At 70.8% G+C, this 25608-nt stretch carries 18 protein-coding genes and 1 pseudogene; 3 read left to right on the plus strand and 16 right to left on the minus strand.

Features of this window, described 5'->3' with window-relative positions:
- Positions 1-64: 64 nt before the first annotated feature.
- The 8 genes and pseudogenes from lpdA to ASF18_RS11850 form a co-directional block, all read right to left on the minus strand.
- Entirely contained in the window at positions 65-1924 is a 1860-nt protein-coding gene (lpdA, locus tag ASF18_RS11815) for a dihydrolipoyl dehydrogenase (RefSeq protein WP_056351791.1), read from the minus strand.
- 40 nt (positions 1925-1964) lie between these two features.
- A pseudogene (gene aceF / locus ASF18_RS11820) lies at positions 1965-3308 on the minus strand (dihydrolipoyllysine-residue acetyltransferase); the annotation flags it as partial.
- Between the two features lie 99 nt (positions 3309-3407).
- On the minus strand, positions 3408-6071 hold the full coding sequence (gene aceE / locus ASF18_RS11825; protein ID WP_056351795.1) for a pyruvate dehydrogenase (acetyl-transferring), homodimeric type: 2664 nt from the start codon (positions 6069-6071) through the stop codon (positions 3408-3410).
- A gap of 440 nt (positions 6072-6511) precedes the next feature.
- The gene (locus tag ASF18_RS11830) at positions 6512-7240 is read right to left on the minus strand and encodes an amino acid ABC transporter ATP-binding protein (protein WP_056219417.1); all 729 of its coding nucleotides are present in this window, start codon (positions 7238-7240) and stop codon (positions 6512-6514) included.
- A gap of 132 nt (positions 7241-7372) precedes the next feature.
- Positions 7373-8065 carry an ABC transporter permease subunit gene (locus ASF18_RS11835; protein WP_056218418.1) on the minus strand — a complete coding sequence of 231 codons (693 nt, stop codon included), beginning with the start codon at positions 8063-8065 and terminating at the stop codon, positions 7373-7375.
- Positions 8066-8105: 40 nt separating this feature from the next.
- Positions 8106-8828 carry an amino acid ABC transporter permease gene (locus ASF18_RS11840; RefSeq protein ID WP_056218421.1) on the minus strand — a complete coding sequence of 241 codons (723 nt, stop codon included), beginning with the start codon at positions 8826-8828 and terminating at the stop codon, positions 8106-8108.
- A 370-nt stretch (positions 8829-9198) separates the two neighbouring features.
- Positions 9199-10515, minus strand: a complete 1317-nt coding sequence (locus tag ASF18_RS11845; protein WP_056351798.1) for an MFS transporter — start codon at positions 10513-10515, stop codon at positions 9199-9201.
- A gap of 160 nt (positions 10516-10675) precedes the next feature.
- The gene (locus ASF18_RS11850; RefSeq protein WP_056351799.1) at positions 10676-11419 is read right to left on the minus strand and encodes a YggS family pyridoxal phosphate-dependent enzyme; all 744 of its coding nucleotides are present in this window, start codon (positions 11417-11419) and stop codon (positions 10676-10678) included.
- Between the two features lie 244 nt (positions 11420-11663).
- Here ASF18_RS11850 and leuS point away from each other — a divergent pair, with 244 nt between their 5' ends.
- From leuS to holA, 3 genes are all read left to right on the plus strand, one after another.
- Positions 11664-14270 carry a leucine--tRNA ligase gene (gene leuS, locus ASF18_RS11855; protein ID WP_056351801.1) on the plus strand — a complete coding sequence of 869 codons (2607 nt, stop codon included), beginning with the start codon at positions 11664-11666 and terminating at the stop codon, positions 14268-14270.
- Positions 14271-14725: 455 nt separating this feature from the next.
- On the plus strand, positions 14726-15235 hold the full coding sequence (gene lptE / locus ASF18_RS11860; RefSeq protein ID WP_244472718.1) for an LPS assembly lipoprotein LptE: 510 nt from the start codon (positions 14726-14728) through the stop codon (positions 15233-15235).
- A gap of 13 nt (positions 15236-15248) precedes the next feature.
- Positions 15249-16277: a DNA polymerase III subunit delta gene (gene holA, locus ASF18_RS11865; RefSeq protein WP_056351802.1), complete on the plus strand. Its 1029-nt coding sequence runs from the start codon at positions 15249-15251 to the stop codon at positions 16275-16277.
- A 13-nt stretch (positions 16278-16290) separates the two neighbouring features.
- On the opposite strand, the gene ASF18_RS11870 is transcribed toward holA, so the two are convergent.
- The 8 genes from ASF18_RS11870 to ASF18_RS11905 all read right to left on the minus strand — a co-directional run.
- Positions 16291-17190, minus strand: a complete 900-nt coding sequence (locus ASF18_RS11870; RefSeq protein WP_056219423.1) for a ParB/RepB/Spo0J family partition protein — start codon at positions 17188-17190, stop codon at positions 16291-16293.
- 72 nt (positions 17191-17262) lie between these two features.
- The gene (locus ASF18_RS11875; RefSeq protein ID WP_056218438.1) at positions 17263-18111 is read right to left on the minus strand and encodes a ParA family protein; all 849 of its coding nucleotides are present in this window, start codon (positions 18109-18111) and stop codon (positions 17263-17265) included.
- Entirely contained in the window at positions 18108-18746 is a 639-nt protein-coding gene (gene rsmG, locus ASF18_RS11880; RefSeq protein WP_056351803.1) for a 16S rRNA (guanine(527)-N(7))-methyltransferase RsmG, read from the minus strand. Before rsmG ends, ASF18_RS11875 begins: the two co-directional genes overlap by 4 nt.
- Positions 18736-20616 carry a tRNA uridine-5-carboxymethylaminomethyl(34) synthesis enzyme MnmG gene (mnmG, locus tag ASF18_RS11885; protein ID WP_056351806.1) on the minus strand — a complete coding sequence of 627 codons (1881 nt, stop codon included), beginning with the start codon at positions 20614-20616 and terminating at the stop codon, positions 18736-18738. The genes rsmG and mnmG overlap by 11 nt, the downstream gene beginning before the upstream one ends.
- 116 nt (positions 20617-20732) lie before the next feature.
- The gene (gene mnmE, locus ASF18_RS11890; RefSeq protein ID WP_056351811.1) at positions 20733-22049 is read right to left on the minus strand and encodes a tRNA uridine-5-carboxymethylaminomethyl(34) synthesis GTPase MnmE; all 1317 of its coding nucleotides are present in this window, start codon (positions 22047-22049) and stop codon (positions 20733-20735) included.
- Positions 22050-22195: 146 nt separating this feature from the next.
- Positions 22196-23536: a transcription termination factor Rho gene (gene rho / locus ASF18_RS11895; protein WP_056218446.1), complete on the minus strand. Its 1341-nt coding sequence runs from the start codon at positions 23534-23536 to the stop codon at positions 22196-22198.
- Positions 23537-23786: 250 nt separating this feature from the next.
- Positions 23787-24467, minus strand: a complete 681-nt coding sequence (locus tag ASF18_RS11900) for a Smr/MutS family protein (protein WP_056351814.1) — start codon at positions 24465-24467, stop codon at positions 23787-23789.
- Positions 24464-25608 (minus strand): murein transglycosylase A (locus tag ASF18_RS11905; protein WP_244472678.1); only part of this gene is annotated, 1145 nt, incomplete at its 5' end. The genes ASF18_RS11900 and ASF18_RS11905, both read right to left, overlap by 4 nt.

The following is a 25608-nucleotide window of genomic DNA, read 5'->3' on the forward strand; positions in this document are numbered from 1 at the left end:
TCCCGATGCGGCGCCCGTCCCGAAGGCGCTGCCGATCCCGAAGCCGCGGCGCGAACGCCCGGCCTCAGTGACCGGCCTTTTTCGGCCCGTCCTTCCGGGGCATGTAGAGGTCCGTGATGGTGCCCTCGAAGGCCTCCGCCGCCAAGCCGATCGTCTCCGACAGGGTCGGGTGCGGATGGATGGTCAGGCCGATATCCTCGGCATCCGCCCCCATCTCGATGGCGAGGGCCGCCTCCGCGATGAGGTCGCCGGCCGACGGGCCGACGATGCCGCAGCCGAGGATGCGGTCCGTCTCGGGGTCGAACAGGACCTTGGTCAGGCCCTCCTCGCGCCCCAGGGCCAGGGAGCGCCCGGAGGCGGCCCAGGGGAACACGCCCTTGCCGACCTTGATGCCCTTCGCCTTGGCCTCGTTTTCGGTCATGCCGACCCAGGCCACCTCGGGGTCCGTGTAGGCCACCGAGGGGATCACCTTGGCGTCGAAGGCGCTGGACTTGCCGGTGGCGACCTCGGCCGCGACCTTGCCCTCGTGCGTCGCCTTGTGGGCCAGCATCGGCTGGCCGACCACGTCGCCGATGGCGAAGATGTGGGGCACGTTGGTGCGCATCTGCTTGTCGACCGCGATGAAGCCGCGGGCGTCGACGGCGACCCCCGCCGCCTCCGCGCCGATGCGCTGGCCGTTGGGGCGCCGCCCCACCGAGACCAGCACCTTGTCGAAGACGTCGCTGGCCGGCGCCGTGCCGCCCTCGAACGAGACCTTCAGCCCCGCCGGGGTCGCCTCCACGGCGGTGACCTTGGCCTTGAGGTGGATCGCCTCGTACTGCTTCGCGATCCGCTTCATCAGCGGCGTGACCATGTCCTTGTCCGCACCCGGGATGATCTGGTCCATCAGCTCGACGATGGTCACCTTCGAGCCCAGCGCGTGGTAGACGGTGGCCATCTCCAGCCCGATGATGCCGCCGCCGATCACGAGGAGGCGGGCCGGCACCCCGTCGAGTTCCAGCGCCCCCGTCGAGTCGAGGACGCGCGGGTCGTCGTGCGGGATGAAGGGCATCCGCACGGGCTCGGAGCCGGCCGCGATGATGGCGTGGTCGAAGCCGATCACGCGGGTCCGGCCCTCGTGCTCCACCGCGACCTGATGGGGTGAGACGAAGCGGGCCTCGCCCGTCACCACCGTGACCTTGCGCTGCTTGGCGAGGCCCGAGAGGCCGCCGGTGAGACGCTTGACCACCCCGTCCTTCCATTCGCGCAGCTTGTCGATGTCGATCTGCGGCGCGGTGAAGGAGATGCCGTGCGCCGCCATGGCGTGGCTCTCGTCGATGACCTTGGCCGCGTGCAGCAGGGCCTTGGAGGGGATGCAGCCCACGTTGAGGCAGACGCCGCCGAGGCTCGGCCAGCGCTCGACCAGCACCACCGACTGCCCGAGATCGGCCGCCCGGAAGGCGGCGGTGTAGCCGCCCGGCCCAGCCCCGATGACGAGCACCTGGGCCCGCATCGCCTCGCCGGAGACGGGGGCCGCCGCCGTCGGGGCCGGGGCGGGCGCCGCCCCGCCGGTGGCGGCGGCCGAGGAGCCGTAGCCGGCCTGACCCTCGCCCGGGGCGTGGCCAGGGACGCCCGCGCCGTTTGCGGACGCCCCCGCGCCCGCCTTGGTGGTGTCCGTCACCGTGGGCTTCGGCGCACCGGTGGCGGCGGCCTCGGCCATCACCAGGATCAGGTCGCCCTGGCTCACCGTGTCGCCGGGCTTGATCCGCACCTCGGCCACCGTGCCGGCCACCGGGGACGGGATGTCCATGGTGGCCTTGTCGGATTCCAGCACGATGATCACGTCGTCGACCGCGATCACGGCGCCGGGGCCGACGCTGACCTCGATCACGGGCACGTTCTTGAAGTCGCCGATATCCGGCAGGTGGACGTCGTTGCTGCTCATCGGGTCACCTCGCTCGTTGGGTCGCGTGGGCCGGCCTTCGTCAGACGACGAGGCGCCGGACGTCCTCGAGGACGTGGGCGAGGTGGCGGGTGAAGCGCGCGGCGAGCGCCCCGTCGATGACGCGGTGGTCGTAGGAGAGCGAGAGCGGCACGATCAGGCGCGGCGCGAACTCGGTGCCGTTCCAGACCGGGCTCATCTTGGAGCGGGCGACGCCCAGGATCGCGACTTCCGGGGCGTTGACCAGCGGCGTGAAGGCGGTGCCGCCGATGCCGCCCAGGCTCGAGATCGAGAAGGTGGCGCCCTGCATGTCGGCCGCGCTGAGCTTGCCGTCGCGGGCTTTGGCCGAGATCGCACCGAGATCGCGGCTGATCTCGACGAGGCCCTTGCGGTCGGCCTCCTTGATGACCGGGACGACGAGGCCGTCCGGCGTGTCCACCGCCACGCCGATGTTGTAGTAGCGCTTGAGGATCAGGGCGTCCTTCTCAGGGGACAGCGAGGCGTTGAACTCGGGATGCTTGCGTAAGCCAGAGACCGCGGCCTTGATCAGGAAGGCCAGCAGGGTGACGCGGTAGCCCTTGTCCTTGAGCTCCTTGCCGGCATTGTCGAGTTCCTTGCGGTAGGCGTCGGTCTCGGTGATGTCCGACTCGTCCTGGTGGGTGACGAGCGGCACGTTGAGCCAGGACCGGTGCAGGTGCGCGCCGGAGATCTTCTTGATCCGCGACAGGGGTTGGGTCTCGATCGGGCCGAACTTGGCGAAGTCCACCGCCGGGATCTCCGGGATGCCCATGCCGCCGCCCTGGAACGCCGCCGTGCCGGCGGCCGCGGGGGCGGCCGAGCGGGTGAGATGGCCCTTCACGTCCTCCTTGGTGATCCGGCCCTTCTCGCCGGTGCCCTTCACCGCCGTCAGGTCGAGGCCGAGTTCGCGGGCGAGGCGCCGCACGCCGGGGCTGGCGTGGACCTGGGAGAAGTCGGGCAGGGGGCCGGCCGGGGCGGGCGACGGGGCAGGCGCGGCGGCCGGGGCCGGGCTTGGGGCCGGGCTTGGGGTCGGGGCCGGCTCCTGCTTGGCCAGCAGGGCGGCGCTGTCGGCGCCGGCCGGGGCCTCGGCGGCCTTCGCGGGGCTGCTCGACGCCTCGCCCTTGAACACCAGGAGCGGCGAGCCCTCGCTCACCGTGTCGCCGAGCTTGACCAGGATCTTCTCGACCACGCCGGCGCTCGGCGAGGGCACGTCCATGGTCGCCTTGTCGGATTCCAGCGAGACCAGCGGGTCGTCGGGCCCGATCGTATCGCCCTCCTTCACGTGGATCTCGATGATCGGGATGTCCTTGAAGTCGCCGATGTCCGGGATCTGGATCTCGATGCCCACTGCGCGTTCTCCCTGGCTCTGAGTCGAGGCCTCTCGCGGGCCCCCTCGTGCGGTCGCTTATCGTCGATGATGGCGGAAAGGGTCGGGGCGCCGGCCGCGGGCGGGCGGCCGGCGCCGGAATCAGACGGTCCAGGGTGCCGGTCGGTCCGTGTCGATGCCGTACTTGGCGATGGCGTCCGCCACGGTCTGGGCCGGGATCACGCCGTCCTCGGCCAGGCTGTGCAGGGCCGCCACCACGACCCAGTGCCGGTTGACCTCGAAGAAGTCGCGCAGGCGGGCCCGGTAGTCGGAGCGGCCGAAGCCGTCTGTGCCGAGCACGCGGTAGCGTCCGGGCACCCAGGTGCGGATCTGGTCGGCGAACAGGCGCATGTAGTCGGTGGCCGCGATGACCGGGCCGGTGCGGCCGGTCAGGCAGGTCTCGACATGGGAGAGGCGCCGGCCCTCCAGCGGGTGCAGGAGGTTCCAGCGCTCCGCCGCCATGGCGTCGCGGCGCAGCTCGGTGAAGCTCGGGCAACTCCAGATGTCCGACGCGATCCCGAAATCCCGCTCCAGCAGCTCGGCCGCGGCGATGACCTCCCGCAGGATGGTGCCCGAGCCCAGGAGCTGGACCCGGTGGCCCTGGGTCGTCTCCTTCGGGCCGTCCTTGAAGAGGTACATGCCCTTGATGATGTCGGCCTCGGCGCCCTCCGGCATGCCGGGGTGCTCGTAGTTCTCGTTCATCACGGTGATGTAGTAGAACACGTCCTCCTGCTCGGCATACATCCGGCGCAGGCCGTCCTGCACGATCACCGCCACCTCGTAGGAGAAGGTCGGGTCGTAGGAGACGCAGTTCGGGATGGTGGACGAGATCAGGTGGCTGTGGCCGTCCTCGTGCTGCAGGCCCTCGCCGTTGAGGGTGGTGCGCCCCGCCGTGCCGCCGATGAGGAAGCCCCGCGCCCGCATGTCGCCCGCCGCCCAGGCGAGGTCGCCGACCCGCTGGAAGCCGAACATCGAGTAGTAGACGTAGAACGGGATCGTCGGCGCGTCGGAATGCGAGTAGGAGGTCGCGGCCGCGATCCAGGACGACATCGCCCCCGGCTCGTTGATGCCCTCCTGGAGCATCTGACCGTTCTTGTCCTCCTTGTAGTACATGAGCTGGTTGGCATCCTCCGGCCGGTAGAGCTGGCCGACCTGGGAGAAGATGCCGAACTGGCGGAACATGCCCTCCATGCCGAAGGTGCGGCTCTCGTCGGGCACGATCGGCACGATGCGGTTGCCGATGTTCTTGTCGCGCAGCAGCGTGTTGAGGATGCGCACGAAGGCCATGGTGGTGGAGATCTCGCGGCCCGCGGTCTCCTTGAGCTGGGCCGAGAAGGCCGAGAGCGGCGGGATCTCCAGGGCCTGCGAGGTGCGCCGCCGGGCCGGGAGCGGGCCGCCCAGGGCTTCCCGCCGCGCCATCAGGTAGCGGTGCTCGGGGCTGCCCTCGGGGAACTTGATGAAGGGGATCTCCTTCAGCTGGTCGTCGCTCAGGTCGATCTGGAAGCGGTCGCGGAACTGGCGCAGCACCGCCTCGCCCATCTTCTTCTGCTGGTGGGTGATGTTCTGGCCCTCGCCGGACTCGCCCATGCCGTAGCCCTTGACCGTCTTGGCGAGGATGAGGGTCGGCTGGCCCTTGTGCTTGGAGGCGGCGCTGTAGGCGGCGAAGACCTTGCGCGGGTCGTGGCCGCCGCGGGTGAGGCGCCAGATGTCGTCGTCGCTCATGTCGGCCACCAGGGCCGCGGTCTCGGGGTAGCGCCCGAAGAAGTGCTCGCGGATGTAGGCGCCGTTCTTCGACTTGAAGTCCTGGTACTCGCCGTCGACGCATTCCTCCATCAGGCGCGCCAGCATGCCGGTGCCGTCGCGCTGGATCAGGGCGTCCCAGCCCGAGCCCCACAGCACCTTGATGACGTTCCAGCCGGCGCCGCGGAAATCGGCCTCGAGCTCCTGGACGATCTTGCCGTTGCCGCGCACCGGGCCGTCGAGGCGCTGCAGGTTGCAGTTGATGACGAAGACGAGGTTGTCGAGCTTTTCCCGGGCCGCGAGCGCGATGGCGCCGAGGCTCTCCGGCTCGTCCATCTCGCCGTCGCCCATGAAGGCCCAGACCTTGCGGCCGTCCGTCTGCGCGAGGTTGCGGTGGTGCAGGTAGCGCAGGAAGCGCGCCTGGTAGATCGCCATCAGGGGGCCGAGGCCCATGGAGACGGTGGGGAACTGCCAGAAATCCGGCATCAGCCAGGGATGGGGATAGGACGACAGGCCCTTGCCGCCGACCTCCTGCCGGAAGCCGAGGAGCTGGTCCTCGGTGAGGCGGCCCTCCAGGAAGGCGCGGGCATAGACGCCCGGCGAGGAGTGGCCCTGCACGTAGATGAGGTCGCCGCCGTGGCTGGCGTCGGCCGCTCGCCAGAAATGCATGAAGCCGGTGTCGTAGAGGGTCGCGGCCGACTGGAAGCTGGCGATGTGGCCGCCGAGCTCGGACGAGTCCTTGTTCGCCCGCAGGATGATCGCGATGGCGTTCCAGCGGATGGCCGAGCGGATGCGGTGCTCGATCGCCCGGTCGCCGGGATGCGGGTCCTGCTTCTCGGGCAGGATCGTGTTCAGGTAGGCGGTGTTGGCGGAATACGGGACGGGCGCGCCCTTCTTGCGGGCCCCGTCGATCACCTGCTCGATCAGGTAGTGGGCCCGCTCCGGCCCGTCGACGTCGAGGACGCCGTCCAGCGAATCGAGCCATTCCTGCGTCTCGACGGGATCGAGGTCGCGGTTCCGCTCCATGGCATCCTCCTTGGATTTTTCCCGGCGGCTCTCGTCGTCCGCCCTTTGGCTGGCCACGCTTCAGCGGGGTTCGTGCGTCGGCAGCGTGCGTTCGCCAGCAGCGTTCGTGCCAACCCCACCCAATCGCTTTTCGCGTTGTCTGGCAACGGCTTCACCTGAGCCGAAGGTTTTTGGTCTGCGATATTTGTTACGGGTTTGAATTTTTTTGTCTGGCTTTCCAGACCGGGGCCGACGGCGTTGGCCCGCGAGGGGGCGACGCAGCGCTCGGACAGCAGGGCCGGGACCGTCCGGGTACCGGACGATCCGCCCGCGCAGGGGAGCGCCCGGCGGGGCGAAGCCGAGTCGAAACGACGACGAGCCGGTTCCGTCTCGGCGGAACCGGCTCGTGCGAGCGCCGGGGGCAGGGGAGCGTTCAGGGCGCCGGACCCGGCGCGCGGCCCTCAATGCACGAGGATCTTCGACAGGAAGTTCTGGGCGCGCTCGGAGCGGGCGTTGGCGAAGAAGTCTTCCTTGGTGGCGTCCTCGACGATCTCGCCCTTGTCCATGAAGATCACGCGGTTCGCGACCTTGCGGGCGAAGCCCATCTCGTGGGTGACGCACATCATGGTCATGCCCTCGCGGGCGAGCTGGACCATGACGTCGAGCACCTCGCCGACCATCTCGGGATCGAGGGCCGAGGTCGGCTCGTCGAACAGCATCACCACCGGGTTCATGGCGAGCGCCCGGGCGATGGCCACGCGCTGCTGCTGGCCGCCCGAGAGCTGGCCGGGAAACTTCTTGGCGTGGGCCGAGAGGCCGACCCGGTCGAGGAGCGCCAGGCCCGTCTTGAGGGCGGTGTCCTCGTCGCGCTTGAGCACCTTGCGCTGCGCCAGGGTCAGGTTCTCCGTGATGGAGAGGTGCGGGAACAGCTCGAAGTGCTGGAACACCATGCCGACCCGGGCCCGCAGCTTCGGCAGATTGGTCTTCTTGTCGTGTACGGGCGTGCCGTCGACGACGATCTCGCCCTTCTGGAAGGGCTCGAGGGCGTTGACGCACTTGATCAGGGTCGACTTGCCGGAACCCGAGGGCCCGCAGACCACGACCACCTCGCCCTTGTTCACGGCGGTGCTGCAATCGGTGAGGACCTGGAAGTCGCCGTACCATTTGCTGACGGACTTCATGGTGATCATGGGCCCCGTGGTCACGGGGGCCTGGGCGGTGTTGAGCGACGTGGGGTTGGGCGACGTGGTCATGGCGGAAATCCTCGTCTGGGGTGCGGCGACGCCTCGTCCGGGGGAGGCCTGGACAGGGGAGGCCGGGCGTCAGCGGATGATGGCGATCTTCTTCTGGAGGCGGCGCACCGCCAGGGAGGCCACGAAGCAGACCGCGAAGTAGACCACGGCCGCGAACAGGTACATTTCCACGAGGCGGCCGTCGCGCTGGGCGATCTTCGAGGCCGCGCCGAGGAAGTCGGTCACCGAGAGGACGTAGACCAGCGAGGTGTCCTGGAAGAGGACGATGGTCTGGGTCAGCAGGATCGGCGTCATGTTGCGGAACACCTGGGGCAGGATCACGCTGCGCATCGAGGCGAAGTAGGTCAGGCCCAGCGCCGAGGCCGCCGCCGCCTGCCCCTTGGGGATCGACTGGATGCCGGCGCGCATGATCTCGGAGAAGTAGGCCGCCTCGAACAGGGTGAAGGTCACCAGCGACGAGGTGAAGGCGCCCACCGTCATCGGCCGGTCGGCGCCCGTGACCCACTGCCCGAGATAGGGCACCAGGAAGTAGAACCAGAAGATCACCAGCACGAGGGGCAGGGACCGCATCAGGTTGACGTAGCCCTTGGCCACCAGCGGGATCACCGGGATGCTGGAGAGCCGCATCATGGCGATGAGCGTGCCGAGCACGATGCCGCCGATGGCGGCGAGCGCCGTCAGCGTCAGGGTGAAGCGCATGCCGTCCAGGAACAGGTAGGGCAGCGCGGAGGTGATGACGGAGAAGTCGAAATTCGCGAGCATCGCGGCGATCCTTGAGGATGAGGAGGCGGAGGGCGGACCCTCAGCGATGGCCCGGGACGGCGACGCGGCGCTCGATCCAGCCGGAGGTGAAGATCACCACGACGTTGATCAGGACGTAGAGGACGGTGGCGGCGGTGAAGGCCTCGAACACCTGGAACGAGAATTCCTGCATGGCGCGGGCGCGGGCGGTGAGCTCGAGCAGGCCGATGGTGAGGGCGACCGAGGTGTTCTTGAGGTTGTTGAGGAATTCCGAGGTCAGCGGCGGGAGGATCATCCGGTAGGCGCTGGGCAGGAGCACGTAGCGGTAGGTCTGGTAGACCGTCAGGCCCATGGCGGTGCCGGCCATCTTCTGGCCGCGCGGCAGGGCCTGGATGCCGGCGCGCACCTGCTCGGCGACGCGGGAGGCGGTGAAGAAGCCCAGGCACACCACCGCCGTGTAGAACGGCGCGTTCGGCAGCTGCTTGATCCAGCCGCCCCACGATTCGGGCAGCACCTCCGGCAGGACGAAGTACCAGAGGAACATCTGCACCAGCAGCGGGATGTTGCGGAACAGCTCGACGTAGGTCGTGCCGATGGTGTTGGCGACCTTGGAAGGCAGGGTCCGCATCACGCCGATGAGCGAGCCGAGGAAGAAGGCGATGACCCAGGCGCAGAGCGCCGTCACCACCGTCCACATCAGGCCCGAGAGGAGCATGTCCGCGTAGGTCCCGGTGCCTTCCGGGGAGGCTTCGAAGAAGATGCCCCAGTTCCAGTTGTAGTTCATCGCGTCGTCGTCCCCTGTGATCGGGCATCCGGGCGAGCGCCCGTGGCAGGCATGCGGGCGCGCGCCCGTGAATGTGGCGGTGCTGTGTCGGACAGTGCCGAGACCTTGAGCGGAAGGTCCAGGGCCTTGAGGGTCGCGCCCCGGTCCCACACTGACATTTCCAGAGATTTGCTGCTTTTCCGGGCATCCCCCGGCGCAGGCCATGCGACGGCCGTCGCCCCGCCCCACGGGGGCGGCGCGGCGGCCTTCCGGCGATTCGGCCGGGCATGGAGGGGGTTGGGACGGATCGGTCGGGACCCAGGGCGGCACATCGGTGCCCGTCCCAAGCATCATCCGGACCAGAGCCTACAGGGGCAGGCCGGCCCCCGGCTCAGGCGCGGGCGGGTGTGGCCGCGGGAACACCCTGCGGGGCCGGCCGGCCCAGGGTGAGGATCAGCGCGGCGGCGGCGAGGCAGAGCGCCCCGGCGGCGAAGAAGGCCGGCAGGTAGCTCGCGAGTTCGGTCCGCGACAGGCCGGCCCCGTAGGCGATCGTCGCCGCGCCGAGCTGGTGGCCGGCGAAGACCCAGCCGAAGACGAGGTTGGCGCGCTCGCGCCCGAACCGCGCCGCGGTGAGCCGCACGGTGGGCGGCACCGTGGCGATCCAGTCGAGGCCGTAGAACACCGCGAACAGCGACAGGCCCACGAAGGAGAAGTCCGAGAACGGCAGGAACATCAGCGAGAGGCCGCGCAGGCCGTAGTACCAGAACAGGAGCCAGCGGTTGTCGTAGCGGTCGGAGAGCCAGCCCGAGGCCACGGTGCCGATGAAGTCGAACACGCCCATGGCCGCGAGCACGCTGGCCCCCTGCACCGGCCCGATGCCGTAATCGGCGCAGAGGGGGATGAAGTGGGTCTGGATCAGCCCGTTGGTGCTGGCCCCGCAGATGAAGAAGGTGGCGAACAGCACCCAGAACACGCGGGTGCCGGCGGCGTCCCGCAGGGCGGACAGGGCGCCGTTCGCACTCGGTCCCGGCATGGCCGGGGGCGCGAGGGGACGGGTCTCGCCGTAGGGCGCGAGCCCGAGATCCTCCGGCCGGTCGCGCATCAGGGCGAGGACGCCGAGACCCGCCGCGAGGAGGAGTGCGCAGATCACCAGGAGGGCGGCGCGCCAGCCGAGCGCCTCCGTGAGGGCGGCCAGCAGGGGCAGCACGACGAGCTGCCCGGTGGCGGAACTGGCGGTGAGGAGGCCGACCACGAGGCCGCGCGATCGCGAGAACCAGCGCGTCGCCACCGTCGCCCCCAGCACCAGGGCGGTGAGCCCCGTGCCGATGCCCACCACCACGCCCCAGAGCAGGACGAGCTGCCAGACCCGGGTCATGCCCAAGGAGGCCAGCAGGCCGCCGGCGATGAGGGCCAGGGCCAGGAGCACGATCCGGCGCGGGCCGTAGCGGTTCATCAGGGCGGCGGCGAAGGGGCCCATCAGGCCGAACAGGACGAGGCGCACGGCGAGCGCCGAGCCGATCGTCGCCGTGTCCCAGCCGAACTCCTTCTGCAGGGGCAGGATCAGCACCCCGGGGGCCCCGACGGCGCCCGCCGTCACCAGCATTGTCAGGAAGGTCACGGCGGCCACCGCCCAGCCGTAATGGACGCCGCGGCGGGAGAGGCCCGCCGCGACGGCGTCGGAGAGGCGAAGGGTGGGGTCGGTGGCCATGGCGCATCGCTCCGGAGCGCCGGCTGCCGGGGCGCTGCGCCCTCCATAGGGGCATGGACACGGATGAGCCAAGGGGCCCGGTCCCGCCGGCCCGGCCCAAGCGCACTCGTCGCCTTGGCCGGCGCCCTGGCGGTGGACCGCGCCGGTACGAGGCGGCGCCCTAGTCCCTGCGCGGGCGGGCGCCGAAGATCGCGGTACCGACCCGGACATGGGTCGCGCCCATCTGGATCGCCGCGGGGTAGTCCGCGCTCATGCCCATCGAGAGGATCGGCAGGTTGTGGCGCTCGGCGATCCGGGCCAGCAGGGCGAAGTGCGGCGACGGCGGCGCCTCGGCGGGCGGGATGCACATCAGCCCCTGGATCGCGAGGCCGTGGGTCTCGCGGCACTCCGAGAGCAGGGTGTCGACCTGGGCCGGGGAGATGCCGCCCTTCTGCGGCTCGTCGCCGGTATTGACCTGGATCAGGAGCTTGGGCGCCCGTCCGACCCGCGCGATCTCCTTGGCGAGCGCCGCCGCGAGGGAGAGCCGGTCGAGGCCGTGGATGACGTCGAACAGCTCCACCGCCTCCCGGGCCTTGTTGGATTGCAGCGGGCCGACGAGGTGGAGCTCCACATCCGGGAAGCGCTCGCGCAGGGCTGGCCACTTGGCCTTCGATTCCTGGACGTAGTTCTCGCCGAACAGGCGCTGCCCGGCCTCGAGCGCCGGCAGGATGCCCGCGGCGGGAATCGTCTTCGACACCGCCACCAGGGCGACCGAGGCGGGGTCGCGCTCGGCATCCTCGGCCGCCTGGGCGATCTGGTGGCGCACCGCCGCGAGCCCGGCCACCACGTCGGCGGCGTTCGGGGGGGGCGGGGCGGCGTGGGGAGCGGCTTCGGGAGCGGCGTCGTCGGAGACTGTGTCGGCCATGCTGCCTCGCAGGGAAGGGGTTCGGTGAACCGGTCGGCCCGGGAACTACCATCCCGGGCGCGGGCCGCGAAGGACAACGCGCATCGCGCCGACGCGGCCCCCGCGACGCGGCTCCCCCGGCGGGCGGGACGACCCGATCCGTGTTGACCCCTCCCCTCCCCGTGGTAGTCCGGCCCCCAGCCTCTCAGGGCGCGCCCGCACCGTGCGGGGCGCGCCCCTCACCCCCGAACCCCGGCGCCGGCCCATGACGACCACCCCCGCCCCCAAACCCGCTCCCGAGCGCTACAACGCCAAGGAGACAGAGCCGCGCTGGCAGCAGGCGTGGGATGCGGCAGCCATCTACGCCACGAAGAACGACGATCCGAAGCCGAAATACTACGTGCTGGAGATGTTCCCCTACCCGTCGGGGCGCATCCACATGGGCCACGTGCGCAACTACGCCATGGGCGACGTGGTGGCGCGCTACAAGCGGGCGCGGGGCTTCAACGTGCTGCACCCGATGGGCTGGGACGCCTTCGGCCTGCCGGCCGAGAACGCCGCCATGGAGCGCAAGGTCAACCCGCGCGACTGGACCTACGCCAACATCGCGACGATGCGCGGCCAGCTCCAGAGCATGGGCCTGTCGCTGGACTGGAGCCGGGAGATCGCGACCTGCGACCCCGACTACTACAAGCACCAGCAGCGCATGTTCCTCGACTTCCTGGCCAAGGGTCTGGTGACGCGCCGCACCGCGAAGGTGAACTGGGACCCGGTGGACCACACCGTGCTGGCCAACGAGCAGGTCATCGACGGGCGCGGCTGGCGCTCGGGCGCCCTGGTGGAGCAGCGCGAGCTGACCCAGTGGTTCTTCAAGATCACCGACTTCGCGCAGGATCTCTACGACGCCCTCGACGGCCTGGAGCGCTGGCCCGAGAAGGTCCGGGTGATGCAGAAGAACTGGATCGGCCGCTCGGAAGGGCTGGAGGTCCGCTTCGCCCTGGAGGCGCCGCCGGCCCATGTCGACCCCGAGGTGAAGGTCTACACGACGCGGCCCGACACCCTGTTCGGGGCGAAGTTTCTGGCCATCGCCGCCGACCACCCGATCGCCGCCGCCCTGGCCCCGGCCCACCCGGCCCTGCAGGGCTTCATCGAGGAATGCCGGCGCACGGGCACGGCCCAGGCCGCCATCGACACGGCGGAGAAGCTCGGCTTCGACACCGGCCTCAAGGTCCGCCACCCCCTCGACCCGTCCTGGCTGCTGCCGGTCTACGTCGCGAACTTCGTGCTCATGGACTACGGCACCGGCGCGGTGTTCGGCTGCCCGGCCCACGACCAGCGCGACCTCGACTTCGCCAACAAGTACGGGCTCGGCAACACGCCCGTGGTCTGCCCGGAGGACCAGGACGCGGCCAGCTTCGTCATCACCGACACCGCCTATGACGGCGACGGGCGGATGATCCACTCGCGCTTCCTCGACGACATGACCACGGACGAGGCCTTCCATGCCGTGGCCAACCGCCTGGAGGCGGAGATCCTCGACGGAGAGCCGGTGGCGCAGCGCAAGGTGCAGTTCCGCCTGCGCGACTGGGGCGTCTCGCGCCAGCGCTACTGGGGCTGCCCCATCCCGATCATCCACTGCGAGGCCTGCGGGCCCGTGCCGGTGCCGGTGGCCGACCTGCCGGTGAAGCTCCCCGACACGGTTTCCTTCGACGTGCCCGGCAACCCCCTGGAGCGCGACCAAGCCTGGCGCAACGTCCCCTGCCCCACCTGCGGGCAGCCGGCGCGGCGCGAGACCGACACCATGGACACCTTCGTGGATTCGTCCTGGTACTATGCCCGCTTCACCGCCCCCTGGCTGCAGGACGCGCCCACCGACCGCGCCGCGGTCGACCAGTGGCTCGCCGTCGACCAGTATATCGGTGGCATCGAGCACGCGATCCTGCACCTGCTCTACGCCCGCTTCTTCATGCGGGCCATGAAGGCCACCGACTGGTCCGGCGTCTCGGAGCCCTTCGACGGCTTGTTCACGCAGGGCATGGTGGTCCACGAGACCTACAAGGATGCGGCCGGGGCCTGGGTGCCGCCGGCCGACATCCGGATCTCGGCCGAGTCCGGCACGCGGGAGGCGTTTCACGTGAAAACGGCGGCGCCGATCACGATCGGCGCCATCGAGAAGATGTCGAAGTCGAAGAAGAACGTCGTCGACCCGGACGACATCATCGCCAGCTACGGCGCCGACACCGCGCGCTGGTTCATGCTCTCCGACTCGCCGCCCGAGCGCGACGTGATCTGGACCGAGGACGGCGTCCAGGGCGCGGCCCGCTTCGTCCAGCGCGTCTGGCGTCTCGTCTCCCTGGCGAGCACCGTGGCGGCACCGGAGGCCGCCGGCGACGCCGCCCTGCGCAAGGCCGCCCACAAGGCCCTGGCCGCCGTGGAGGAGGATGTGGAGCGCCTGCGCTTCAACCGCTGCGTGGCGCACATCTACACCCTTGCCAACGCCCTCGACGAGGCCCTGCGGGGCGGCGTCTCGCGGGCCGTCGCCGGGGAGGCGGCCGGGATCCTGACCCAGCTGATCGCCCCGATGATGCCGCATCTCGCCGAGGAATGCTGGCAGGCGCTGGGCCGCGACGGCCTGGCCGCGCAGGCGGCCTGGCCGAAGGTCGAGCGCGCGCTCCTCGTGGAGGACAGCGTCACCCTCCCCGTCCAGCTCAACGGCAAGAAGCGGGCGGACGTCACGGTGCCGCGCAGCGCCGACGTGGCGGCGGTCCAGGCCCTGGTCCTGGCCGACGAGGCGGTGCAGCGGGCTCTGGAGGGCCGTAGCCCGAAGAAGGTCATCGTGGTGCCGGGCCGGATCGTGAACCTCGTCGTCTGATCGAGGAGACCGCGCTCCGGCTTCCGGCGGGCGGAACGGGGCCTGGCACAGCGCCCGGCCTTCCCAACGCTGAAATTCGGTTCGGCGCGCGCGACGCAGCCCTCCTCCCCAGCGGATCTCGGGCCTGCCCGACATCCATGGAGCTTGCGGGAAGGCGTTGGAGGCGGGGGTGGTTGGGCGACCCTCGCGTTGCGAAGGCAAGTGGAACCGCCCCCACCCCCGACCCCGCCCCTTTAAGAGGAAGGGGGACGCCCACATTGTCCACAACCCCGATCCGGCGACCATGATCCTGCCGGATAGGAAACGTAAAGCTTGGCGCGAATAGGCTGTCGTCGAACTCCGGTTCGCCGTACAGACGGGCGGGACGAGACAGCGGGACGGCAGCGGGCATGATGCGCTTGGCAAACGGGGCGATGGCGGTTCGGGTCGCGGCAACCGGTTCGGTCGGCCGGGCCATGCGGGTCGCGGCCGTCGCCGCCCTGGCGCTCAACCTGTCGGCCTGCTTCCGCCCCCTCTACGGCCCCACCGCCTCCGGCGAGCCCATGGCCGCCCTCCTCGCCTCCGTCCAGGTGGACGACGTGGCGATGGCGCAGGGCCAGGAGCGCCTGGGGCATTACCTGCGCAGCGAACTCATCTTCGATCTCGACGGCTCGGGCCAGCCCTCCGCCAAGCGCTATCGCCTGAAGATGCAGGGCAGCGAGTCGGTGCAGACCCCGATCGTGTCCTCGCAGACCGGTCGCGCCGAGGCCGGCACCATCGTCGGAACCGTGAAATACGCCCTGGAAGACCTGAGCGGCACGAAGATCATCAGCGAGGGCGTGGCGACCTCCACCGCCACCTACGACCGCTCGATCCAGCGCTTCGCCAGCCTGCGGGCCGCCCGTGACGCCGAGATCCGCCTCGCCAAGGTCCTGGCCGAGCAGATCAAGACCCGCATCGCCTCCGTGCTGGTGACGAAGCCCTGAGCCGGACCGCCCCGTGACCGCCGTCAAGGCCAGCGATGTCGACGGGCTGATCCGGCGCGGGCCCGATCCGCGCATCACGATCCTCCTCGTCTACGGCCCGGATACGGGCCTCGTCTTCACCCGCGCCAAGGCGCTGGCGGAAGCCTTCGTCAGCGATCCGGGCGACCCCTTCGCCATGGTGAAGATCGACGGGGACGTGCTGGCCCAGGACCCCGGCCGCCTCGTGGACGAGGCCGGCACGGTCGGGCTCTTCGGCGGCACCCGCACCATCTGGGTCCGGTCCGGCAGCCGCAACTACGCCCCCGCCGTCGAGGACGCCCTGAAGGCCGAGATCCAGAACGCCCGCATCGTGGTGGAGGGCGGCGACCTCGCCAAGAGCGCGCCCTTGCGGACGCTCTGTGAGAAGTCGCCGAAGGCCCTCGCCCTGCCCTGCTATCCCGACGACGAGCGGGCCTTGGGCGACCTCATCGACCGCACCCTGCAGGACCAGGGCCTTCGCATCGCCCGCGAGGCGCGGGACGTGCTGGCCACCAGCCTCGGCGGCGACCGCGGCGCCAGCCTGTCGGAGATCGAGAAGCTCGCCCTCTACGCCCGTGGCCAGAGCCAGGTGAGCCTCGACGATGTGGAGGCGGTGGTCAGCGATGTCGCCGGCAGCGTGCTCAACACCCTGATCGATGCGGCCTTCGCCGGGCGCAGCGGCGAGGTCGAGCGCGATTATCGCCGCTTCTGCCACGAGGGCATGGATCCCTCGGTGATGCTCGGCTCGGCCCTGCGGCACGCCCTGACGCTCCTGGCCACGCGGCTCGCCGGGGAGGGGCAGAGTGCCAGCCTCATGGTGGCGAACTGGCGTGGCCTGCATTTCCGGCGGAAAGCCCTGGTGGAGACCCAGCTCGCCCGCTGGTCGCCCCCGGCCCTGCGCCACGCGATCCAGCTGTTGCAGGACTCCGTCCTGGCCTGCCGCCGCGCGGACCCGGACCTGGCGCACGCGCATGCCTCGAGCACCCTCCTGCGCATCGCCGGCGAGGCGGCCCGGCGGCGTTAGCGATCGGTCTGGCTCAGGCCTCCGCCTGCCCCAGGTTGAAGCGCTGGCACAGGGCTTCGAGCTCGGCCGCGTTCTCGTAGCGGATGCGGATCTCCCCCGCCCCGGCCACCTTCGACTTGACGGCCACCGTCATGCCGAGGGCGCGGGCCATGGCCTGCTCCAAGGTGCGGATCTCCGCATCCTTCTCGGCCGCGCGCCGGGGCCGGCCGGGGCGGGGGCCGTCGCCCTCCGGCACCTCGGCGGAGGCCAAGGCCTCGACCTCGCGGACCGACAGGCCCTCCTCCACGATCCGGCGGGCAACGCCCTCGGCATCCCGCACGGCCAGGAGCGCGCGGGCATGGCCGGCCGTGATCTCACCGGCCACGACTCGGTCCTGAATCGTCGGGGCGAGCTGGAGCAGCCGAAGGGTGTTGGCGAGGTGGCTGCGGCTCTTGCCGAGGATCTCCGCGAGCTCGCTCTGGCTGTACTGGAACTCGCTCATCAACCGCTCGTAGCCCGCGGCCTCCTCGATGGCGTTGAGGTCCGTGCGCTGGACGTTCTCCAGGATAGCAAATTCGAGGGAGGTCCGATCATCGATCTCCACCGTGACCACCGGCACTTCGTGGAGCCCGGCCCGCTGGGCCGCGCGCCAGCGGCGCTCGCCGGCGACGATCTCGTAGGTGTCCGGCACGCCGGCCAGGGCCCGGACCACGATGGGCTGGATGATGCCGCGCAGCTTGATCGAAGCCGACAGCTCCTCGAGGTCGGATTCGTGGAAGCGGCGGCGCGGGTTGCGCGGGTTGGGACGCAGGAATTCCACCGCGACCTTGCGCTGCTCCTGCGACTTGCTCGCCGCGGCACTGTCATCGCCGAAATCGCCGATCAGGGCCGCGAGGCCGCGCCCGAGCCGGGGCCGCACCACATCATCCGCCATCGCCACCTGCTTCAACTCCGAACCTTCGGGAAACGCTTGTCACACACCGGGGGCAGGGGGCCCCCGCATCGGTCACGCGGCGACGGGCAGACGCCCCTCGCGCTGGATGATCTCGGAGGCGAGGCGCAGGTAGGCCTGCGAGCCCGCACATTTGAGATCGTAGAGCAGCACGGGCTTGCCGTGCGACGGCGCCTCGGACACGCGGACGTTGCGGGGAATCATGGTCTCGTAGACCTTCTCCCCCATGAAGCTGCGCACATCCGCCACCACCTGCGCCGACAGGTTGTTGCGGGGATCGAACATGGTCAGGACGATGCCCTGGATGGTGAGGCGCGGATTGAGGGCGCCCCGCACCTGCTCCACCGTGCGCAGCAGCTGGCTCAAGCCTTCGAGGGCGAAGAACTCGCATTGCAGGGGGACCAGCACCGCGTCGGAGGCCGCCAGGGCGTTGATCGTCAGCAGGTTCAGGGAGGGCGGGCAGTCGATCAGCACGTAGGTGACACCCGCCGTGGCGCCGACCTCGCCGACGCCCTTCAGCACGTTGCGCAGGCGATGGGCGCGGTCCGGCGCGCTCGCCATCTCCAGCTCCAGGCCGAGGAGGTCCATGGTGGAGGGGGCCACCATCAGGCGCGGCACCGCGGTGGGAATGCAGGCCTGTCCCAGAGACGCCTCGCCGGCGAGCACGTGGTAGGTCGAGACCTTGCGCTGGCGGCGGTCGATGCCGAGACCCGTGGAGGCGTTGCCCTGCGGATCGAGGTCGATCACCAGAACGCTCTCGCCGATGGCCGCCAGAGCGGTGCCGAGGTTGATCGCCGTCGTCGTCTTGCCGACGCCCCCCTTCTGGTTGGCCAGGGCTAGGATGCGCAGCGGCCGATCCGGATGCGCTCCGGTCGTCGGTACGGCAGTCGGATCGCTTGTCATGAATCCACGCGAGATAGGGTCGTGACGCGAACGATCCGCGCTTCCGACTCGGTTCGGCTCGGCACGAGATCGTAAACGAATCTCCACCGTTGCGCGGCCTCGGTCAATTCCGATTGGACATCCCGTCCTTTCGGAAACAGGCCGACCGTGCCGGTTGTCAACAGCGGCTCCGCCCAGGCGAGCAGCTGGGCGAGGGAGGCGAGCGCCCGGGCGCAGACCACCGCGGCGCCGCGATGCGCGCCGATGACCTGCTCGATCCGGGCGTTGTGCACCGTCGCAGGCGCGCCGGTGAGGCGCGCGGTCTCGGTGAGGAAGGCGCATTTGCGCGCATTGCTCTCGACGAGATCGACCCGAAACCCGGGACGCTCCCGGCCTGCGATGGCAAGGACCAGGCCGGGAAGTCCCGCCCCCGCCCCAAGGTCCAGCCAGGTGTCGGCCTCCGGCGCGAGCTCCCGAAGCTGGAGCGCGTCGGCAATGTGGCGGGTCCAGACCTCGGACAGGGTGGCCGGTCCGACCAGGTTCTTGACCGTCTGCCAGCGCCGGAGCTGGTCGACATAGAGATCGAGGCGCTGCGCTGTTTCACGTGAAACACCCGCAGCGGCCAGGACCTGATCGCGGTCGCGATCAGCGGCCATGGGTGGCCCCACGCTCGGCCCGGCGGGCATGGGCGGCGAGGAGGGTGAGGGCGGCTGGGGTCACGCCCTCGATGCGGGCCGCCTGCCCCAGGGTTCCCGGACGCACCGCCTCGAGCTTCAGCCGCATCTCGTTCGACAACCCGGGAATGCTCGCATAATCCAGGCGGATCGGCAGGGCCACGGCCTCGTCCCGGCGGAAGGCAGCGATGTCGGCCCGCTGTCGGTCGAGATAGACGGCGTAGGTGGCATCGGTGCAGAGTCGCTCCGCCACGCGGGGCGGGACCGCTGCGAGTTCCGGCCAGACCGCGCAGAGGCGCGCCCAGTCGATGTCCGGGTAGGACAGGAGCTGGAAGGCGCTGCGGCGGATTCCGTCCTGGTTGAGCGCGATGCCGGCGGCCCCGGCCTGGTTCGGGCTGAGACTCAGGCGGTCGAGCTGCGCGCGCGCGGCCTCGAGGGCCGTCTGCCCGGCGGCGAAATGCGCGGCGCGGTGCCGCCCGACGCAGCCGAGGGCGGCGCCCTTCGGCGTCAGGCGCTCGTCGGCATTGTCGATGCGCAGGGAGAGCCGGTACTCCGAGCGCGAGGTGAACATGCGGTAGGGCTCGCTCACCCCATGGGTGACGAGATCGTCGATCATCACGCCGAGGTAGGATTCGGCCCGGTCGAAGGTGGCGAGGGCCGAGCCGCCGGCGAGGCGGGCCGCGTTGATGCCGGCCACGAGCCCCTGCCCCGCCGCTTCCTCGTAGCCGGTGGTGCCGTTGATCTGCCCGGCCAGGAACAGGCCCGGCAGGCGCTTGGCCTGGAGGGTCGCGTCGAGTTCGCGGGGGTCCACGTAGTCGTACTCGATGGCGTAACCCGGCCGCAGGATCGCGGTGCGCTCCAGCCCGGGGATCAGCGCGATGACGTCGCGCTGGACGCTCTCGGGCAGCGCGGTGGAGATGCCGTTGGGGTAGACGGTCGGGTCGTCCAGGCCTTCCGGTTCGAGGAAGATCTGGTGGCCCTCGCGATCGCCGAAGCGCACCACCTTGTCCTCGATGGACGGGCAGTAGCGCGGCCCCCGGCTGGCGATGCCGCCGGAATACATCGGCGAGCGGTGTAGGTTGGCGCGGATGAGGTCGTGGACCGCCTGGGTCGTGCGGGTGATGCCGCACTGGATCTGCGGCGTGGTGATTCGCTCGGTAAGGGTCGAGAACGGGATGGGGTCCGCGTCGGCCGACTGCATCTCCAGGCCGGACCAGTCGATGGTGCGCCCGTCGAGGCGGGCCGGCGTGCCGGTCTTCAGGCGGCCGAGGGCGAAACCGGCGCGGTCCAGTGTCCGGGCCAAGCCCACGGACGGCGCCTCGCCAATCCGACCGGCGGGGATCTGGGTCTCGCCGATATGGATGAGGCCGCGCAGGAAGGTGCCGGTGGTCAGCACGACGGCGGCGCAGGAGAGGGTGCGCCCATCGGCCAGGATCACCCCCGAGACGCGTCCCCCGGCGAGGGCGAGGTCGGCCACCTCCCCTTCGATCACCGCCAGGTTCGCGGTCCCGGCGATGGCCGCCTGCATGGCGCGGGCGTAGAGCTTGCGATCGGCCTGGGTGCGGGGACCGCGGACCGCGGGACCCTTGCGTCGGTTGAGGAGCCGGAACTGGATGCCGGCCGCGTCGGCGACCCGCCCCATCAGGCCGTCGAGGGCATCGACCTCGCAGACCAGATGACCCTTGCCCAGACCGCCGATGGCGGGATTGCAGGACATGGCACCGATGGTGGCGGCCTGATGGGTCACGAGGGCCGTCCGCGCGCCGATCCGGGCCGACGCGGCCGCCGCCTCGACGCCGGCATGGCCTCCACCGACGACGATCACGTCGTAGGAATCAGGGGTGTGGTGCATGGGATCGATTAAGCGGCTGGCGCGCCGATGGTCAATCGATGGTTCGACCAGGGCGTGGTTTTCACGTGAAACCGCCGCCCCGTGGTCCCAGGGTCACAGGCCTGGGTCGACCCGGCTCACTTGCCGATGCAGAAGCCGGAGAACAGCCGATCCAGCATCTCCTCGACGCTCACATGCCCTGCCACTTCGCCCAGCGCGCGCACGGCGAGCCGGAGATCCTCGGCGGCGAGCTCGGGCAGGGCGGCCCCCGCCAGCAGGCGGTCGAGATCCTCACGGCAGCGGGTCAGCCCCAGCCGGTGGCGTTCGCGGGTGATCAGAGCATCGCCGCTCCCCACTGCTCGGGAAGCCTCGGCCTCGATGGCAGCCAGCAATCCGTCCAGGCCCGCGCCGGTGATCGCCGAGATGCCGATCGCGCTCTCCGGCACGCCGACGGCGGGCTCGAGGTCGCGCTTGGTCCGCACGCGGAGCACTGGTCCCTCCGGTATCGGCTCGAGCGTGGTCGCCGGCGCGTCCGGGCCGTCGAGCATCACGACGAGGTCGGCCTGCCGCATCCGGGCCCGTGTGCGGCGGATGCCCTCCGCCTCAATGGCATCGCCCGCCTCGCGCAGGCCGGCGGTGTCGACCAGGATCACCGGCAAGCCGCCGAGGTCGCAGCGGACCTCAATGACGTCGCGGGTGGTGCCGGGGATGGCCGAGACGATGGCCGCCTCGCGCCGGCTCAGGGCGTTCAGCAGCGTCGACTTGCCGGCATTGGGTGGCCCGGCAAGGACCACGGTGAAACCATCCCGCAGGCGCTCGCCGCGCCGGGCATCGGCCAGGACCGTTGCGATCTCGTCGCGGATCGCGCGGGCCTTCTGCGCCAGGGCGGCGTCCAGGGCCGCGTCGTCGACGTCCCCTTCGTCGGAGAAATCGAGGGCCGCCTCGACGCCCGCGAGGAGATCGATGAGGCGTGCGCGCCAATCGGCCACCCGCCCGCCCAGGGCCCCATCGAGCTGGCGCAGGGCCTGGCGTCGCTGCGCCTCGGTCTCGGCATCGATGAGGTCGGCGATCCCCTCGGCTTCGGTGAGGTCCAGACGGCCGTTGAGGAAGGCCCGGCGGGTGAAGGCCCCGGGCTCGGCCGGTCGACAGTGCGGGATCTCGGCGAGAGCTTGCAGGACCGCGCTGCGAACGGCCAGGCCGCCATGCAGGTGCAGCTCCACCATGTCCTCGCCGGTGAAGCTGGCGGGGCCCGGCATCCAGGCGACGAGGGCCTGGTCGAGTGGCGTGCCGTCGGGGCTGCGCAGCGTGCGCAGGGACAGGCGGCGGGGCGGGGGGAGGGGGCCGGCGAGGGTGAATATCACCGCGGCCGAGGCCGGTCCGGAGATCCGGATGACGCTGACCGCCGATCGACCCGGGCCGGTGGCAGGCGCGTAGAGGGTGGGGGTTTCGGTCATCGGCGCGGCGCCCCGGACGCCAATCCCTGACGCGTCAGGCAATCGTTAACCAGCTAACAAACTTGTTTCAGCCGGAAATCTTCGAGCGGTCGAGGGCACCGACCGGACCCGTAGGCTGATGCCGCGCGGGTCCGGCCGGGTCGGTCTCAGGTGTTCATCGAGTCGAAGAAGTCGTTGTTGCTCTTGGTCTGGCGCAGCTTGTCCATGAGGAACTCGATCGCGTCGGTGACGCCCATCGGGTTGAGGATGCGGCGCAGGACGTAGGTCTTCTTGAGCGCATCCGGCGGCACCAGGAGCTCTTCCTTGCGGGTGCCCGAGCGGGTGATGTCGATGGCCGGGAAGATGCGCTTGTCGGAGACCTTGCGGTCGAGAATGATCTCGGAGTTGCCGGTGCCCTTGAACTCCTCGAAGATCACCTCGTCCATGCGCGAGCCGGTGTCGATGAGCGCGGTGGCGATGATCGAGAGCGAGCCGCCCTCCTCGATGTTGCGGGCGGCACCGAAGAAGCGCTTCGGGCGCTGCAGGGCGTTGGCGTCGACGCCGCCCGTGAGCACCTTGCCGGAGGACGGCACCACGGTGTTGTAGGCCCGGCCCAGGCGGGTGATCGAATCGAGCAGGATGACCACGTCGCGGCCATGCTCCACGAGGCGCTTGGCCTTCTCGATCACCATCTCGGCGACCTGCACGTGGCGGGTGGCCGGCTCGTCGAAGGTCGAGGCGATGACCTCGCCCTTCACCGAGCGGATCATGTCGGTGACTTCCTCGGGGCGCTCGTCGATGAGCAGCACGATGAGGTAGCATTCCGGGTGGTTGATGGTGATCGACTGCGCGATGTTCTGCATCAGCACGGTCTTGCCGGTGCGCGGCGGCGCCACGATCAGGGCGCGCTGGCCCTTGCCGATGGGGGCGACGATGTCGATGATCCGCGGCGAGAAATCCTTCTTGGGCGGATTGTCCAGTTCGAGCTTGAAGCGCTGCGTCGGGAAGAGCGGCGTCAGGTTGTCGAAATGGACCTTGTGCTTGATCTTCTCCGGGTTCTCGAAGTTGATCGTGTTGACCTTGAGCAGCGCGAAGTAGCGCTCGCCGTCCTTGGGTCCGCGGATCGGCCCCTCGACGGTGTCGCCGGTGCGCAGGCCGAAGCGGCGGATCTGCGTCGGCGAGATGTAGATGTCGTCGGGACCCGGCAGGTAGTTCGAGTCGGACGAGCGCAGGAAGCCGAAGCCGTCCTGCAGCACCTCGACGGTGCCCGCCCCGATGATCTCGACCTCCTTGGCAGCGAGCTGCTTCAGGATGGCGAACATCAGTTCCTGCTTGCGCATGGTCGAGGCGTTCTCGACCTCGACCTCTTCGGCGAAGGCGATCAGGTCGGTCGGCGTCCTGGACTTGAGGTCCTGGAGCTTGACCTCGCGCATGCCGTCGAGATCGGCGGCGACGATTCCGCCCTCGGCCGGGCTTTCCACGGGGAGGGTCTCGTACGGTGACGTCATGGGGGATTCAGAACCGGCGGGAAGGGCGAGGCGGGGCAGAGGGTCGGACGGGACAGTCGGGGAGTTTGGTCGCCGGGCGCCGTTTCGGCGCCGATCAGTCGGTCCGTCCTGGGGAAAGACGGCTCCGCGCATCGTCTTGGCGGAGCCAGGGGCTCACGGATGCAACACGGCGTAACGAGGAGAGGCCTCAGCGGTAGCGCGTTTCCCGGCTTTTCGCAAGGTCCGTCCGTCGGGGCACCGCCAGGAGCCCTCAGCGGCGGCGCAGGCGGACGTAGAGGGCCCCGGCGCCGCCGTGGTGGCGGGCCGCCTCCTCGAAGCCGAGGACCACGGTGCGCAGCTCCGGCGCGCGCAGCCAGTGGGGCACGCTGCGGCGGAGCACGCCGCGCTCGGAGAAGGCGTCGTCGTAGGTCGGGCCGCCCTTGCCGGTGACCACGAGGACGTGGGTGTGGCCCGACGCCCGGGCCCGCATCAGGAAGCCGATCAGCGCCCCGTGCGCCTCCACCTGGTACATCCCGTGGAGATCGATCCGGGCATCGACCTGGAGGGCGCCCCGGCGCAGGGCAAGGCGGACGCGGCGCTCGAGACCGGGCGCGGTCGGCGGTGCCGGTGCCAGGACGGGAGAGGGCAGCGCCGGCGGCGGGTTCGGCTTCAGCGCCGCGCGCTTGGCCAGCGTCCGGGGCATCGGTTTCGGGGGCGCGGGCTTGGCGGGACCCGAGTTAGTGATGGCGGACTTGGCGATGGCGGACTTGGCGGGGACGACCTTGGACGACGCCCCCGCGGGTGTCGCCGGGGCCGGCGTGGCGGCGGCCGGCTTGCCCGCCGCGCCCCGCCCCGCGAGGCGGCCGCGCAGGGGCGTGATCAGCCGGGCGATCTCGCCCCACAGATAGGCGTCCTCCCCGGAGAGGCCGCGCGGGCGCCGGGGCGTCTTCATGGGGCGGACGTCCCGGATTTCGGGAGCAGGACGACGAAGCCGACGGCGTCGCGCAGGTTGCCGGCGGCGATCCCCGCCTCCGCGCCGGTGCCGAGATAGAGGTCGCCGCGCGCCGGGCCGACGATGGCCGACCCCGTGTCGGCGGCGACGACGAGGCGCCCCGGCTCGGCGGATCCGGCGATCCGGCCCTCGAGCCAGAACGGCAGGCCGTAGCGCCAGAGGGTGGCGTCCACCGCGAGGTTGCGGCCGGGGCTCAGGGGCACGCCGGCCCCGCCGGGCGGCCCGAGCGTCGGGTCGTCGATCTCGGCCAGGCGGAAGAAGATGTAAGAGGCGTTGGCCCGCATCAGCCGGGCGGCGTGCCGGGGGTTGGCCCGCAGCCAGCCGGTCCAGCGGGCCAGGGTGAGGCCGTCGAGGGGCAGGTGCCCCTCCGTCACGATGAGCTTGCCGATGGAGGTGTAGGGCCGGCCGTTGCGGCCGTCGTAGAGGACCCGGACGGAGCGCCCGTCGGTCAGGCGGACCCGGCCGGAGCCCTGGACCTGGAGCACGAACAGGTCGACGGCGTCGCGCAGGTAGAGGAGGGGGCGGGCGCGGGCACCCAGGGCGCCGTCCTCGATCGCGGCCCGGTCGGGATAGGCCTCGAAGCCGTCGCCGGTCCGGCGCGCGGCGCGCAAGGACGGGTCCAGGCCGGGCCGCGTCTCGCCGGGCTCCAGGCTGACGAGGTCGTCGGGCCGAGCCAGCACCGCGGCGGTGAAATCCGGGCTCGGGGTGGCGGCGCCGACGAGTTCCGGCTCGAAGTAACCGGTGAGGAATCCCGTGCGCTGCTCGGGCTTGCCCCCGGCCGGAGGCCTGACGATCCGATAGGGCGTGAAGGCTTCGGCGAAGAAGCGGGCCGCCGCGGCGTCAGCCACGGGCTCGGGCACGGTCTCGGCCCGGGCGCAGGCGGTCCGGAGCGCCTCGGGCGCGCCCGCGACGGTGGCGGGCTGGGGCGTCCCCGGCGGGGTCCGGCAGGTCCGGCGGAAGGCCGCGAGCGCCGCGCCGGCCTCGGGGCCGGGGAACCCCGGCAGCGAGGCGGGATCGACCGGCTCCAGCACGGCCCCGCCCACGCGAAACGGCTCGGCCGCGGGGGCGGCCGAGCCGGGGG

Source organism: Methylobacterium sp. Leaf89, assembly GCF_001422215.1.
Classification (GTDB): domain Bacteria; phylum Pseudomonadota; class Alphaproteobacteria; order Rhizobiales; family Beijerinckiaceae; genus Methylobacterium.

Excerpts from the sequence above, each read along its gene's own strand:
- ASF18_RS11835 (WP_056218418.1), bottom strand. The coding sequence starts at position 8,065 with ATGCTCGCGAATTTCGACTTCTCCGTCATCACCTCCGCGCTGCCCTAC.
- rho (WP_056218446.1), bottom strand. The coding sequence starts at position 23,536 with ATGACGTCACCGTACGAGACCCTCCCCGTGGAAAGCCCGGCCGAGGGC.
- ASF18_RS11840 (WP_056218421.1), bottom strand. The coding sequence starts at position 8,828 with ATGAACTACAACTGGAACTGGGGCATCTTCTTCGAAGCCTCCCCGGAA.
- ASF18_RS11845 (WP_056351798.1), bottom strand. The coding sequence starts at position 10,515 with ATGGCCACCGACCCCACCCTTCGCCTCTCCGACGCCGTCGCGGCGGGC.
- ASF18_RS11870 (WP_056219423.1), bottom strand. The coding sequence starts at position 17,190 with ATGGCGGATGATGTGGTGCGGCCCCGGCTCGGGCGCGGCCTCGCGGCC.
- ASF18_RS11875 (WP_056218438.1), bottom strand. The coding sequence starts at position 18,111 with ATGACAAGCGATCCGACTGCCGTACCGACGACCGGAGCGCATCCGGAT.
- ASF18_RS11830 (WP_056219417.1), bottom strand. The coding sequence starts at position 7,240 with ATGATCACCATGAAGTCCGTCAGCAAATGGTACGGCGACTTCCAGGTC.
- ASF18_RS11850 (WP_056351799.1), bottom strand. The coding sequence starts at position 11,419 with ATGGCCGACACAGTCTCCGACGACGCCGCTCCCGAAGCCGCTCCCCAC.
- ASF18_RS11900 (WP_056351814.1), bottom strand. The coding sequence starts at position 24,467 with ATGAAGACGCCCCGGCGCCCGCGCGGCCTCTCCGGGGAGGACGCCTAT.
- lpdA (WP_056351791.1), bottom strand. The coding sequence starts at position 1,924 with ATGAGCAGCAACGACGTCCACCTGCCGGATATCGGCGACTTCAAGAAC.
- mnmE (WP_056351811.1), bottom strand. The coding sequence starts at position 22,049 with ATGACCGAAACCCCCACCCTCTACGCGCCTGCCACCGGCCCGGGTCGA.
- mnmG (WP_056351806.1), bottom strand. The coding sequence starts at position 20,616 with ATGCACCACACCCCTGATTCCTACGACGTGATCGTCGTCGGTGGAGGC.
- leuS (WP_056351801.1), top strand. The coding sequence starts at position 11,664 with ATGACGACCACCCCCGCCCCCAAACCCGCTCCCGAGCGCTACAACGCC.
- lptE (WP_244472718.1), top strand. The coding sequence starts at position 14,726 with ATGCGGGTCGCGGCCGTCGCCGCCCTGGCGCTCAACCTGTCGGCCTGC.
- rsmG (WP_056351803.1), bottom strand. The coding sequence starts at position 18,746 with ATGGCCGCTGATCGCGACCGCGATCAGGTCCTGGCCGCTGCGGGTGTT.
- aceE (WP_056351795.1), bottom strand. The coding sequence starts at position 6,071 with ATGGAGCGGAACCGCGACCTCGATCCCGTCGAGACGCAGGAATGGCTC.